The organism is Pseudomonas sp. NPDC089396 (assembly GCF_044749545.1).
Classification (GTDB): domain Bacteria; phylum Pseudomonadota; class Gammaproteobacteria; order Pseudomonadales; family Pseudomonadaceae; genus Aquipseudomonas.
The window spans coordinates 222,899-235,328 of record NZ_JBIVIC010000002.1 but is presented as its reverse complement, the minus strand read 5'-3'; the positions used below and the strand labels follow the sequence as shown (position 1 = coordinate 235,328).

The following is a 12,430-nucleotide window of genomic DNA, read 5'->3' as shown; positions in this document are numbered from 1 at the left end:
ACCCGTAAGCTTTCGCTTAGCGAGTGGTTACCTCGGTAGCAGCGAAGAAGTAAGCGATTTCGCGAGCAGCAGCCGCTTCGGAGTCCGAACCGTGTACGGCGTTGGCGTCGATCGACTCGGCGAAGTCAGCACGGATGGTGCCGGCAGCAGCTTCTTTAGGGTTGGTAGCGCCCATCAGCTCACGGTTCAGAGCGATAGCGTTTTCACCTTCCAGAACCTGAACGACAACCGGACCGGAAGTCATGAAGGCAACCAGGTCACCGAAGAAGCCGCGCTCGCTGTGCTCGGCGTAGAAGCCTTCGGCTTCGGCTTTGGACAGTTGCTTGATTTTCGAAGCAACGATTTTCAGGCCAGCTTCTTCGAAGCGGGTGGTGATCTTGCCGATTACGTTCTTGGCAACGGCGTCAGGCTTGATGATGGAGAAAGTACGTTGAACAGCCATGGAAAACTCCAGAATATGAGTGTTACGAAAAATTAAACCCGCGAATTATACGCGGGTTCCAGGGGATTGCCTAACCTGCAGCGTCGCGCTTAGTCGGCTTCATCAATCCAGGCCGCCTGGATGGCCTCGAGCACTTTCTCACCGCCACGTGACGGATCGTCGCTGAAGTCTGGCAAGGCCAGCACCCAGCGGTGCAGATCGACGAAATTCACATAACGAGGATCGACTTCCGGCTTGCTTTCCGCAAGCTGGATGGCGATCTCAAGTACATCAATCCATTTCAGGCTCATCGGGGCAAACCTCAGTGCGGCGCTTCGGCAGCGTGGTTGAGCGAATACTTGGGGATCTCGATGGTCAGGTCCTGGTCGGCGACCACCACCTGGCAGCCGAGGCGCGATTGAGCCTCCAGGCCCCAGGCCTTGTCCAGCATGTCTTCTTCCAGCTCGTCGGCTTCTTCGAGCGAATCGAAGCCCTTGCGGACGATGCAGTGGCAGGTGGTGCAGGCCTTGACGCCACCGCAAGCGCTTTCCATCTCGATGTGATGGTCGTGGGCCAGCTCCAGGATGTTGGTCCCGGGCTCGACTTCCACGGTCAGCCCTTCAGGGCAGAACTTCTCGTGCGGCAGGAATGTCACCAGCGGCATCGGTTACTCCTCGATCTCATTCAGGTTGCGCCCGGCCAGTGCGGCTTTGACCGTCGAATCAAGGCGACGGGCGGCAAATGCATCGGTCACCTGCGACAGACGCTTGGTCTGTTGCTCGATGGCTGGGCCATCGGTGCCGGTCAGCAAATCACGTAGTTCTTGCATCTGGAATTCGATGGCTTCGCGCTCTTCGCTGCTGAGCAGGCGCTCGCCATCGGCGTCCAGGGCGCCCTGTACCGCTTCGAGCAGACGCTCGCCATCGACCTGGTGCTCGCGCAGCTGGCGGGCCTGCTTGTCGGAGCCGGCGTGCTCGAAGGAGTCCTTGAGCATACGGGCGATCTCGCCGTCGGTCAGGCCGTAGGACGGCTTGACCTGGATGCTGGCTTCAACGCCCGAGCCCAGCTCGCGGGCCGCGACGCTGAGCAGACCGTCGGCATCGACCTGGAAGGTGACGCGGATCTTCGCCGCGCCAGCGACCATGGCCGGAATGCCGCGCAGCTCGAAGCGCGCCAGGGAGCGGCAGTCGCTGATCAGCTCGCGCTCGCCCTGCAGGACGTGGATCATCATGGCCGACTGGCCGTCTTTGTAAGTGGTGAATTCCTGGGCGCGGGCCACCGGAATGGTGGTGTTGCGCGGGATCACCTTCTCCATCAACCCGCCCATGGTCTCAAGGCCCAGGGACAGCGGGATGACGTCGAGCAGCAACAATTCGCCACCTTCGCGACGATTGCCAGCCAGGGTATCGGCCTGGATCGCGGCGCCAATGGCCACCACCTGGTCAGGATCGATCGAGGTCAGCGGGGTACGGCCGAACAGCGTGCCGACAGCCTCACGCACACGCGGTACACGGGTCGAACCACCGACCATTACCACCGCACCTACTTCTTCCAGCTCAATACCGCTGTCGCGCACCGCGCGGCGGCAGGCCTTGAGGCTGCGGGCGATCATCGGCTCGATCATGGCCTCGAAAGCAGTACGGCTGAGCTCGCCCTGCCAGGCGCCATGACTGACACTGACCACGTCGGCGTCGGTCAGGGCTTCTTTGGCGGCGCAGGCGGCTTGCAGCAGCTGACGCTGCGTGGCCGGATCGAGGTCGGCAGAAAGACCCGCCTGCTCGATGATCCAGCCGGCAATGGCGTGGTCGAAGTCGTCACCGCCCAGGGCAGTGTCGCCACCGGTGGCCAGCACTTCGAACACGCCGGCGGTCAGGCGCAGAATGGAAATGTCGAACGTACCGCCACCCAGGTCGTAGATGGCCACCAGGCCTTCGGCATTCTGGTCCAGGCCGTAGGCCACGGCTGCAGCGGTCGGCTCGTTGAGCAGGCGCAGTACATTAAGGCCGGCCAGCTTGGCCGCATCCTTGGTCGCCTGGCGCTGGGCGTCATCGAAGTAAGCCGGCACGGTGATCACCGCACCTACCAGTTCACCGCCCAAGGTCTGTTCGGCACGCTCGCGCAGCACCTTGAGAATGTCGGCAGACACTTCCACCGGGCTCTTCGGCCCCTGGACAGTGTCGATGAACGGCATGTGCGACTCGCCACCAATGAAGCGGTACGGCAGCTGCTCGCCAAGCTGCTTGACGTCAGCCAAGCCACGCCCCATCAGGCGCTTGACCGACAGCACGGTGTTCAGCGGGTCGCTGGAAGCTGCCTCGCGCGCCGCCAGGCCGACCTCACTGTGGCCGGCCAGGTAACGCACTGCCGAGGGCAGAATGACGTTGCCCTGCGCATCGGGCAGGGGCTCGCTGCGACCGCTGCGCAAGGCAGCGACCAGAGAATTGGTGGTACCCAAGTCGATGCCAACCGCCAGGCGGCGCTGGTGCGGCTGAGGACTTTGACCGGGTTCGGCGATCTGCAGTAGGGCCATGCTTATCTAATTACCTTAGGCGTCATCACGGGAGGCGCCGGGTTAATCGTCGAGGCGCTCTTCCAGTTGGCGCACTTCTTGGGCGAGCTTGTCGAGGAACTGCATGCGGCGCATCAGGCGCTCGGCCTGATCACGCTCGGCAGGCACATCCCAGCAGGCGGCGAAATCCTCGTTCAGCGTGTCCTGGGCACCTTTGAGGCGCTTCTTGAACACGGCAACACCGTCGAGGTCGGCTTCGTCCTGCAGCTCTTCAAGCTCTTCGCGCCACTGCATCTGCTGCAACAGGAAGTCGGGGTCGTGGACCGTGACTTCCTGGGGCACTTCGTGGCCACCGATGGCCAGCAGATAGCGGGCACGGCGAGGCGCACTGCGCAGTGTCTGGTAGGCGTCGTTAAGGGCCGCGGACTTCTCCAGCGCTACCCGTTGCTCGCGCTCGGAGGCGTCGGCAAAACGGTCAGGATGAACCTCGCGGGCCAACTCGCGATAGCGAGTGGCCAGCTTGTCGAGGTCCAGACGAAAGCACGGCTGGAGATCAAACAGAGCGTAATGACAAGGAGTACCCACAGCCAGCCTCAGACGTTGAAGCTTTCGCCGCAGCCACACTCACCGCGCACGTTGGGGTTGTTGAACTTGAAGCCTTCGTTCAACCCTTCCTTGACGAAGTCCAGCTCGGTGCCGTCAAGGTAGACCAGGCTCTTGGGATCGATGATCACCTTGACGCCATGGTTCTCGAACACGGTGTCTTCGTCCGCCAGTTCGTCGACGAACTCCAGCACGTAGGCCAGGCCCGAGCAACCGGTGGTGCGCACGCCCAGGCGGATGCCCTCGCCCTTGCCGCGCCCTTCGAGGGAACGCCGCACATGGTTGGCGGCGGCTTCTGTCATGCTGATAGCCATCGGAACTCCTTACCTATTACCTTGCAGGCGACTTAGATCAAGCCTTTCTTCTGCTTGTAATCGCGTACGGCTGCCTTGATGGCATCCTCGGCGAGAACCGAGCAGTGGATTTTCACTGGCGGCAACGCCAGTTCTTCCGCCAGCTGGGTGTTCTTGATGGTTTCGGCTTCGTCCAGGGTCTTGCCCTTCATCCACTCGGTGGCGAGGGAGCTGGAAGCGATGGCCGAACCGCAGCCGTAGGTCTTGAACTTGGCGTCTTCGATGATGCCTTGCTCGTTGACCTTGATCTGCAGACGCATCACGTCACCGCACGCAGGGGCGCCGACCATGCCGGTACCGACATCCGGGTCCTCGGCATTCATCTTGCCGACGTTGCGTGGGTTTTCGTAGTGGTCGATGACCTTTTCACTGTATGCCATGGTGCAATTCCTTCCTCATCAGGGAGCCGCTCTTGCCGGCGACTGCTTAGTGGGCGGCCCACTCGATCTTGGAGATGTCGACGCCGTCTTTGTACATGTCCCAGAGTGGCGACAACTCACGCAGTTTGTTCACCGCCTCGCAGACTTTCTGCGCGGCGTAGTCGACTTCTTCTTCGGTGGTGAAACGGCCGAAGGAGAAGCGGATCGAGCTGTGCGCCAGCTCGTCGTTACGGCCCAGCGCGCGCAGTACATACGACGGCTCGAGCGAAGCGGAGGTACAGGCCGAACCAGACGATACGGCGATGTCTTTCAGCGACATCAGCAGCGACTCGCCTTCGACGTAGTTGAAGCTCAGGTTCAGGTTGTGCGGCACGCGTGCGGTGCGGCTGCCGTTGACGTACAGCTCTTCGAGGTCCGAGACCTGCTGGAAGAAGCGGTCGCTCAGGGCCTTGATGCGTACGTTTTCAGCAGCCATGTCCTGCTTGGCGATGGCGAAGGCTTCGCCCATGCCGACGATCTGGTGGGTCGGCAGGGTGCCCGAACGCATGCCGCGCTCATGGCCACCGCCGTGGATGATCGCTTCCAGACGCACACGCGGCTTGCGGCTGACGTACAGCGCGCCGATACCTTTCGGACCGTAGACCTTGTGCGCGGAGAACGACATCAGGTCGACTTTCAGCTTCTGCAGGTCGATTTCGACCTTGCCGGCCGACTGGGCGGCGTCGACATGGAACAGTACGCCGCGCGAACGGGTCAGCTCACCGATGGCGGCGATGTCGTTGATCGAGCCGACTTCGTTGTTCACGTGCATCAGCGAGACCAGGATGGTGTCGTCGCGCAGCGCCGCCTCGACCTGGGCCGGGGTGACGATGCCGTCTTCGCCTGGCTCGAGGTAGGTGACTTCGAAACCTTCACGCTCCAGCTGGCGAGCGGTATCCAGGACCGCCTTGTGCTCGATCTTGGAGGTGATGATGTGCTTGCCTTTGGTCTGATAGAAGTGCGCCACGCCTTTCAGGGCGAGGTTGTCGGACTCGGTGGCACCGCTGGTCCAGACGATCTCGCGCGGGTCGGCGTTGATCAGCTCGGCCACCTGGCGACGGCCATTCTCGACCGCTTCTTCAGCCTTCCAGCCGAACACGTGGGAGCGCGAGGCCGGGTTACCGAAGTTTCCGTCGACCAGCAGGCAGTCGGCCATTTTCTGGGCGACGCGGGGATCGACCGGTGTGGTCGCGGAGTAATCGAGGTAGATCGGCAACTTCATTGAGTATCTCCTATCAGGCGGTGGCGTCGCTCGTCGTCACTTAATAAAGGGTCAGTCGACGGCGGACGTCTCAATCTTGTCCAGCTGGGCAGTACGGCCTGCGACACGACGCAGGTCCTGGCGCTGGGCGACTTCCTGCACCTCACGGCGCATGACGAGGTCGGCCAGGCTGATGCCGCTGAGAAATTCATGGATCTGCTGGCTGAGGTCGCACCACAGGTGGTGGGTCAGACAGGTGTCACCGGCATGGCAATCCCCCAGGCCTTGGCAACGGGTGGCATCGACCGATTCGTTGACCGCGTCGATGACCTGGGCCACCTGGATGGTTTCCATACCGCGCGACAGCTGGTAGCCACCACCCGGACCGCGCACGCTGGAGACCAAGCTGCTACGGCGCAGCTTGGCGAACAGCTGTTCCAGATAAGAGAGGGATATGCCCTGGCGCTCGGAAATGTCGGCCAAAGACACCGGCCCATGCTGCGCGTGCAACGCCAGGTCGAGCATGGCGGTCACGGCGTATCGGCCTTTGGTAGTCAGTCGCATGGCTAGTGGGTACCACGGGAGTTACAGGATGTGTGCGAGTATGCGATTCCCGAGCATTTAAGTCAACTATTAGACCTACTGCTTTAGTCGGGTTTGGCATCTGGGAGGCGGGCGCGATTGTAGCAGCAAAGGGGCGTGAGCACACGCCCCATATGTCAGCACGGGGTCAGCGGGGCGTTTTCAATGCGACTGAGTGTCGCGCCGAGCTTCCTGGGCCACTTCGCTGAAGTCGTCTTCCGGCAACGCCGGCAACTCCTTGGCACAGTAGTCGCTACCCATCTTGGTCAGCGCACCACACATGCCTTCAAGGCGCTCATCGACCGCCTGCAGGTGATCGAGCATCTGACCAATGGCCCGTGCCACCGGGTCGGGCATGTCGCCGCTGACACCATAGGCATCGAAGCCGATCTTCTCAGCCATGGCCTTGCGCTTGGCCTCGAGCTCGCTGTCTTCGCTCTTGACGATGATCCGCCCCGGAATACCCACCGCCGTGGCGCCGGCCGGCACCGCCTTGGTGACCACCGCGTTGGAACCGATCTTGGCCCCGGCACCGACGGTGAACGGCCCCAGTACCTTGGCGCCGGCACCGACCACCACACCGTTTTCCAGGGTCGGGTGGCGCTTGCCTTTGTTCCAGCTGGTGCCGCCCAGGGTCACGCCCTGATAAAGGGTGACATCGTCACCGATCTCGGCGGTTTCGCCGATGACGATACCCATGCCGTGGTCAATGAAGAAGCGCCGGCCGATGGTGGCGCCGGGGTGGATCTCGATGCCGGTCATCCAGCGCCCGAAGTTGGACACCAGGCGCGCCAGCCATTTGAAGTCGCGCTTCCACAGCGCGTTGCCCAGGCGATGCAGCCAGATCGCGTGCATGCCCGGGTAGCAGGTCAATACCTCGAAAGCGTTGCGCGCCGCCGGGTCACGATGGAAAACGCTCTGGATATCTTCACGCAGACGTTCGAACATCTGTCAGTCCTTCCGTTTATGCGGCTCGCCTCGTGCGACCTTCTGGGTCTCGGTGAGGATGCCGCGCAAAATGCTCATTTCCGGACGCTCGACCGAGCTTCGCCCATACAGCCGGCGCAGGCGCGCCATCAGGTGCTTGGGTTTCTCGGGATCAAGGAAGCCGATGTCCACCAGGGTTTTCTCCAGGTGTTCATAGAACAGCTCCATTTCGTCCATGGTCGCCAGCTCGCTGGCGTCGACCTTCTCGGCTTGCGGCGCCGAACCTTCAGCTGCCAGCCAGGCCATGCGCACCTCATACGAGAGCACCTGGACGGCGGCGGCCAAGTTCAGCGAACTGAAGTCGGGGTTCGAGGGAATGTGCACGTGGAAGTGACATCGCTGCAATTCTTCGTTGGTCAGGCCGGCGTGCTCGCGCCCGAACACCAGGGCGATCTCTTCGCCGCCGATGCCGTGCTCCACGGCCTTGGCCCCACATTCACGGGGGTCGATCAGCGGCCAGGGGATGCTGCGCTCACGGGCGCTGGTGCCCATCACCAGGTTGCAGCCGACCAATGCGTCTTCGAGGCTGTCGACCACCTGGGCATTGGCCAGCACGTCGTCGGCACCCGAGGCGCGCGCACTGGCGTCAGCGGCCGGAAACTCTTTTGGCTGCACCAGCACCAGACGCGACAAGCCCATGTTTTTCATGGCACGCGCAGCGCCGCCGATGTTGCCGGGGTGGCTGGTATTGACCAGAACAACACGAATATTTTGCAGCAAGGTGTTGTGCTCACAGAGGCAGGATTTAGAGGTTTCGATCTTACAGAACCGACCAGCGTAACGCTATGAAAGCAAATGTGACACTTCTGCCGCCAAACTTTTCTGCTAGAATATTCGGCTTTCTTCTTTAACATCTCCAGGTGACCCGCCCATGCAGCCTATGCTGAATATCGCCCTGCGCGCCGCTCGCAGCGCCAGTGAACTGATCTTCCGCTCCATCGAACGCCTGGATACCATCAAGGTCGACGAGAAAGAGGCCAAGGACTACGTTTCCGAGGTCGATCGCGCCGCCGAACAGAGCATCGTCAACGCCCTGCGCAAGGCCTACCCGAACCACTCCATCCAGGGCGAGGAAACCGGCCTGCACGCGGGCACCGGCGAAGAAGGCAAGGACTACCTGTGGATCATCGATCCGCTGGACGGCACCACCAACTTCCTGCGCGGCATTCCTCACTTCGCTGTCAGCATCGCCTGCAAATACCGCGGTCGCCTTGAGCATGCGGTCATCATCGACCCTGTGCGCCAGGAAGAATTCACCGCCAGCCGCGGCCGTGGCGCCCAGCTCAATGGCCGCCGCCTGCGCGTCAGCTCGCGTACCAGCCTGGACGGCGCCCTGCTCGGCACCGGCTTCCCGTTCCGTGACAACCAGATGGCTGACATGGACAACTACCTGGGCATGTTCCGCGCCCTGACTGGCCAGACCGCCGGCATCCGCCGCGCCGGCTCCGCCAGCCTGGACCTGGCCTACGTCGCCGCTGGCCGCTTCGACGCCTTCTGGGAGTCGGGCCTGTCCGAGTGGGACATGGCAGCCGGTGTGCTGCTGATCCAGGAAGCGGGCGGCCTGGTGAGCGACTTCAACGGTGGCCACGACTTCCTCGACAAGGGCCACATCGTCGCTGGCAACATCAAGTGCTTCAAGGCCGTGCTGACCGCTATCCAGCCGCACCTGCCAGAGCACATGAAGCGCTAAGCGCCGATTGCAGGCACAAAAAAGCACCCTTCGAGGGTGCTTTTTTTATGCCCGTATTTTGTGTTGCTTGTACCGGCCTCATCGCCGGCAAGCCGGCTCCCACAGGGGCTGCGCTGCCTTCAACTGTGGGAGCTGGCTTGCCGGCGATGAGGCCAGACAGGCGACATCAATTCACTGACCAGCTTCGCTGAGGATCAGCTTGCCATTCTTGTCCAGCGGAATGGTCTGGCCCGGCTCGCGATCCATCTTCACCTTGCCCACCTGGTCACCGATGGAATAGGTGACGTTATAACCGACGACCTTCTCACTGATGTCATTGACCGTGTTGCAGCGGGTTTGCGTGGTGGTGTAGGTGTCACGCTCCTGCATGCCTTCCTGCACCTTGTTACCGGCATAACCACCACCGACCGCACCGGCCACGGTAGCGATCTTCTTGCCCGTGCCACCGCCGATCTGGTTACCCAGCAAGCCGCCGGCGATAGCACCGACCACGGTACCGGCGATCTGGTGCTGGTCCTTGACCGGCGCCTGACGGGTCACGGCGACATCCTTGCAGACTTCACGCGGCGTCTTCACCTGCTGCTTGATCGGCTGCACGTCGGTGACCTGGGCGTATTCAGGCCCTTTGTTCACCAAGCTGTAGGTCGCCACAGCACCTCCGGCAGTTACACCGACAGCACCCAGTACCGCACCCACCAGCATTGATTTGTTCACTTGAACCTCCTGATCGTACCTGCGGGGGTCAACCCGCCTTCTCCCTGCCTTGGAGCGAAAAAAAAGGCGCGAGTTCAACACTCGCGCCTTTTGTCCTACCGAACGTTCAGGAATCAGCCCTTACGGACGCTCATCCACGCCCTCGTTCTTGGCTGGCGGGATCAGGTCTTCGCTGTTCAGGTTGAGCCAGATCAGTACCACGTTGGCGATGTAGATCGACGAGTAGGTACCGGCCATGACGCCGATGAACAGTGCCAGCGAGAAGCCGAACAGGTTGTCACCACCGAAGAACAGCAGCGCGGCGATCGCCAGCAAGGTCGAAACCGAGGTGGCGACGGTGCGCAGCAGGGTCTGGGTGGTCGAGATGTTGATGTTCTCGATCAGCGAAGCCTTGCGCATGACGCGGAAGTTCTCACGCACCCGGTCGAACACGACGATGGTGTCGTTGAGCGAGTAACCGATGATCGCCAGCACTGCCGCCAGCACCGTCAGGTCGAAGGTGATCTGGAAGAACGACAGGATACCCAGGGTCACCACCACGTCGTGGATCAGCGACACGATGGCGCCGACCGCGAACTTCCACTGGAAGCGGAACGCCAGGTAGATGAGGATGCCGCCCAGCGCCAGGAGCATGCCGAGGCCGCCCTGGTCACGCAGCTCTTCACCCACCTGCGGGCCGACGAACTCGACACGCTTGAGCGTCGCCGGGTTGTCGCCACCGATCTTCTGCAGCGCTTCAGCCACGCGGTTGCCCAGCTGAGGATCGTCGCCCGGCATACGCACCAGCAGGTCGGTGGTAGCGCCAAAGCTCTGCACGATGGCCTCGTGGAAGCCGGACTTGACCAGCTCGCTACGCACGCTCTGCAGATCGGCAGGCCGCTCGTAAGTCAGCTCGATCAGCGTACCGCCGGTGAAGTCCAGGCCGAAGTTCAGGCCTTTCTGCCACCAGCTGAACAGCGCCAGCACGGTGAGGAGCACGGTAACGGCGAACGCGACATTGCGCACGCCCATGAAATTGATGGTTTTCATCGTAGCTCCCTCAAACCCACAGCTTCTTGATGTCACGCCCGCCGCAGGTCAGGTTGACCAAGGCACGGGTCACCATCACGGCAGTGAACATCGATGTGAAAATCCCGAGGGACATGGTCACCGCGAAGCCTTTGACCGGCCCGGTACCCATGGCGAACAGGATGCCCCCCACCAGCAAGGTGGTCAGGTTGGCATCGACAATCGCCGAATAGGCGCGATTGAAGCCTTCATGGATGGCGCGCTGCACCGACATGCCTGCAGCCAGCTCTTCGCGGATACGCGAGAAGATCAGCACGTTGGCGTCTACCGCCATACCCATGGTCAGCACGATACCGGCGATACCTGGCAGGGTCAGGGTCGCACCCAGCAGCGACATCAACGCCAGCAGCAGCACCATGTTGCCCGCCAACGCAATGGTGGCCAGCACACCGAAGCCACGGTAGATGGCGATGATGAACAGCGAGACGAACAGCATGCCCCACAGCGATGCATCGATACCCTTGGTGATGTTGTCGGCACCCAGGCTTGGGCCGATGGTACGTTCTTCGGCGAAGTACATCGGTGCGGCCAGACCACCGGCACGCAGCAGCAGGGCCAGTTCGGACGATTCGCCCTGGCCGTTGAGGCCGGTGATGCGGAACTGGCTGCCCAGCGGCGACTGGATGGTCGCCAGGCTGATGATCTTCTTCTCTTCCTGGAAGCTTTGTACCGGCACTTCCTTCTCGACACCGTCGACGGTCTGCTTGACGTAGCGGGTGACCGGCTTCTGCTCGATGAAGATCACCGCCATGCTGCGCCCGACGTTGCTGCGCGTGGCGCGGCTCATCAGCTCGCCACCATGGCCATCGAGGCGGATGTTCACCTGCGGGCGACCGTGCTCGTCGAAGCTGGCCTGGGCGTCGGTGACCTGGTCACCGGTGATGATCAGGCCACGCTCGACCTGGGCGGAACGGCCGCCTTCACGGAACTCGAAGACCTCGGTAGTGGCCTTGGAGGCACCCGGCTCAGCACCGAAGCGGAACTCCAGGTTGGCGGTCTTGCCGAGGATACGCTTGGCTTCGGCAGTGTCCTGCACGCCTGGCAGCTCGACCACGATGCGGTTGGCGCCCTGGCGCTGTACCAGCGGCTCGGCCACGCCCAGCTCGTTGACCCGGTTGCGCACGGTGGTGAGGTTCTGCTTGATCGAGTATTCGCGGATCTCGGCGACTTTCGCCTGGGTCAGCGCCAGACGCAGCACGGCGAGCTCGTTGCGCTCGGTGGTGGTCAGGTCGAAATCACTGAAATTCTTGCGGATCAGGGCACGTGCCTGCTCGCGGGTAGCATCGTCAGCGAAGCCCAGCATGATGCCGCCATCCTGCTGTGGCAGGCTGCGGTAGCGGATGCGCTCTTTGCGCAGCAAGGTCTTGACCTCGCCTTCGTAGACTTTCATGCGGGCGCTCATGGCCTTGTCCATGTCCACTTCCAGCAGGAAGTGCACACCACCGGACAGGTCCAGGCCCAGCTTCATCGGGCTTGCACCCAGGTTACGCAGCCATTGCGGAGTGGTCTGGGCCAGGTTCAGGGCCACGACGTAATCATCGCCCAGTGCCTTGCGCACTACATCCTTGGCTGGCAGCTGGTCTTCCTGGTTGGTCAGGCGTACCAGCCCGCTGCCCTTCTCGCCCAGGCTCGCGCCCTTGACGGTGATACCGGCATCGGTCAGCGCCTTGGTGACGCGATCGAGCTCGGACTGGCTCACATGCAGCGCCGAGCTGGCACCGCTGATCTGCACCGCAGGATCATCCGGGTAGAGGTTGGGAGCGGAATAAATAAAACCGATCGCCAGTACCAACACGATCAGTGCGTATTTCCACAGAGGGTATTTGTTCAGCATCACGCCGCCCGTTCAAGACGCGGGGCGCGTTGCGCGCCCCGACTGGAAA

General features: G+C 62.1%; 15 protein-coding genes. 1 reads left to right on the top strand and 14 read right to left on the bottom strand.

Annotated elements, in window-relative coordinates:
* Positions 1-16 precede the first annotated feature (16 nt).
* From ndk to trmJ, 11 genes are all read right to left on the bottom strand, one after another.
* Complete coding sequence (ndk, locus tag ACIPZB_RS04100) at positions 17-442, bottom strand: nucleoside-diphosphate kinase (protein ID WP_012316140.1); 426 nt, start codon at positions 440-442, stop codon at positions 17-19.
* An 89-nt stretch (positions 443-531) separates the two neighbouring features.
* A complete protein-coding gene (gene iscX / locus ACIPZB_RS04095; RefSeq protein WP_008092561.1) occupies positions 532-732 on the bottom strand; it encodes a Fe-S cluster assembly protein IscX in 201 nt (66 codons plus the stop codon).
* Positions 733-743: 11 nt separating this feature from the next.
* Entirely contained in the window at positions 744-1,085 is a 342-nt protein-coding gene (gene fdx / locus ACIPZB_RS04090; protein WP_008092562.1) for an ISC system 2Fe-2S type ferredoxin, read from the bottom strand.
* A 3-nt stretch (positions 1,086-1,088) separates the two neighbouring features.
* Complete coding sequence (gene hscA / locus ACIPZB_RS04085; protein WP_400639093.1) at positions 1,089-2,951, bottom strand: Fe-S protein assembly chaperone HscA; 1,863 nt, start codon at positions 2,949-2,951, stop codon at positions 1,089-1,091.
* A gap of 42 nt (positions 2,952-2,993) precedes the next feature.
* On the bottom strand, positions 2,994-3,515 hold the full coding sequence (gene hscB, locus ACIPZB_RS04080; RefSeq protein WP_008092565.1) for a co-chaperone HscB: 522 nt from the start codon (positions 3,513-3,515) through the stop codon (positions 2,994-2,996).
* An 8-nt stretch (positions 3,516-3,523) separates the two neighbouring features.
* Positions 3,524-3,847, bottom strand: coding sequence for an iron-sulfur cluster assembly protein IscA (gene iscA, locus ACIPZB_RS04075; RefSeq protein ID WP_008092567.1), 324 nt, complete (start codon positions 3,845-3,847; stop codon positions 3,524-3,526).
* A gap of 32 nt (positions 3,848-3,879) precedes the next feature.
* Positions 3,880-4,266: a Fe-S cluster assembly scaffold IscU gene (iscU, locus tag ACIPZB_RS04070; protein ID WP_007929523.1), complete on the bottom strand. Its 387-nt coding sequence runs from the start codon at positions 4,264-4,266 to the stop codon at positions 3,880-3,882.
* A gap of 46 nt (positions 4,267-4,312) precedes the next feature.
* Complete coding sequence (locus tag ACIPZB_RS04065; RefSeq protein WP_008092569.1) at positions 4,313-5,527, bottom strand: IscS subfamily cysteine desulfurase; 1,215 nt, start codon at positions 5,525-5,527, stop codon at positions 4,313-4,315.
* A 51-nt stretch (positions 5,528-5,578) separates the two neighbouring features.
* Entirely contained in the window at positions 5,579-6,070 is a 492-nt protein-coding gene (gene iscR / locus ACIPZB_RS04060) for a Fe-S cluster assembly transcriptional regulator IscR (protein WP_008092572.1), read from the bottom strand.
* Positions 6,071-6,250: 180 nt separating this feature from the next.
* Positions 6,251-7,036 carry a serine O-acetyltransferase gene (gene cysE / locus ACIPZB_RS04055; protein ID WP_400639092.1) on the bottom strand — a complete coding sequence of 262 codons (786 nt, stop codon included), beginning with the start codon at positions 7,034-7,036 and terminating at the stop codon, positions 6,251-6,253.
* A 3-nt stretch (positions 7,037-7,039) separates the two neighbouring features.
* Entirely contained in the window at positions 7,040-7,795 is a 756-nt protein-coding gene (gene trmJ, locus ACIPZB_RS04050; RefSeq protein WP_400639091.1) for a tRNA (cytosine(32)/uridine(32)-2'-O)-methyltransferase TrmJ, read from the bottom strand.
* A 151-nt stretch (positions 7,796-7,946) separates the two neighbouring features.
* On the opposite strand from trmJ, the gene suhB reads away from it, so the two are divergent.
* Positions 7,947-8,765 (top strand): inositol-phosphate phosphatase, encoded by an 819-nt coding sequence (suhB, locus tag ACIPZB_RS04045; RefSeq protein ID WP_008092580.1) that lies wholly within the window; start codon positions 7,947-7,949, stop codon positions 8,763-8,765.
* Between the two features lie 171 nt (positions 8,766-8,936).
* On the opposite strand, the gene ACIPZB_RS04040 is transcribed toward suhB, so the two are convergent.
* From ACIPZB_RS04040 to secD, 3 genes are all read right to left on the bottom strand, one after another.
* The gene (locus ACIPZB_RS04040) at positions 8,937-9,479 is read right to left on the bottom strand and encodes a glycine zipper 2TM domain-containing protein (RefSeq protein WP_400639090.1); all 543 of its coding nucleotides are present in this window, start codon (positions 9,477-9,479) and stop codon (positions 8,937-8,939) included.
* Positions 9,480-9,599: 120 nt separating this feature from the next.
* A complete protein-coding gene (gene secF / locus ACIPZB_RS04035) occupies positions 9,600-10,508 on the bottom strand; it encodes a protein translocase subunit SecF (protein ID WP_400639089.1) in 909 nt (302 codons plus the stop codon).
* Between the two features lie 10 nt (positions 10,509-10,518).
* The gene (gene secD / locus ACIPZB_RS04030; protein WP_400639088.1) at positions 10,519-12,381 is read right to left on the bottom strand and encodes a protein translocase subunit SecD; all 1,863 of its coding nucleotides are present in this window, start codon (positions 12,379-12,381) and stop codon (positions 10,519-10,521) included.
* Between the last annotated feature and the right edge of the window lie 49 nt (positions 12,382-12,430).

Excerpts from the sequence above, each read along its gene's own strand:
- iscR (WP_008092572.1), bottom strand. The coding sequence starts at position 6,070 with ATGCGACTGACTACCAAAGGCCGATACGCCGTGACCGCCATGCTCGAC.
- iscU (WP_007929523.1), bottom strand. The coding sequence starts at position 4,266 with ATGGCATACAGTGAAAAGGTCATCGACCACTACGAAAACCCACGCAAC.
- ACIPZB_RS04065 (WP_008092569.1), bottom strand. The coding sequence starts at position 5,527 with ATGAAGTTGCCGATCTACCTCGATTACTCCGCGACCACACCGGTCGAT.
- secD (WP_400639088.1), bottom strand. The coding sequence starts at position 12,381 with ATGCTGAACAAATACCCTCTGTGGAAATACGCACTGATCGTGTTGGTA.
- iscA (WP_008092567.1), bottom strand. The coding sequence starts at position 3,847 with ATGGCTATCAGCATGACAGAAGCCGCCGCCAACCATGTGCGGCGTTCC.
- cysE (WP_400639092.1), bottom strand. The coding sequence starts at position 7,036 with ATGTTCGAACGTCTGCGTGAAGATATCCAGAGCGTTTTCCATCGTGAC.
- ndk (WP_012316140.1), bottom strand. The coding sequence starts at position 442 with ATGGCTGTTCAACGTACTTTCTCCATCATCAAGCCTGACGCCGTTGCC.
- suhB (WP_008092580.1), top strand. The coding sequence starts at position 7,947 with ATGCAGCCTATGCTGAATATCGCCCTGCGCGCCGCTCGCAGCGCCAGT.
- fdx (WP_008092562.1), bottom strand. The coding sequence starts at position 1,085 with ATGCCGCTGGTGACATTCCTGCCGCACGAGAAGTTCTGCCCTGAAGGG.
- secF (WP_400639089.1), bottom strand. The coding sequence starts at position 10,508 with ATGAAAACCATCAATTTCATGGGCGTGCGCAATGTCGCGTTCGCCGTT.
- hscA (WP_400639093.1), bottom strand. The coding sequence starts at position 2,951 with ATGGCCCTACTGCAGATCGCCGAACCCGGTCAAAGTCCTCAGCCGCAC.
- iscX (WP_008092561.1), bottom strand. The coding sequence starts at position 732 with ATGAGCCTGAAATGGATTGATGTACTTGAGATCGCCATCCAGCTTGCG.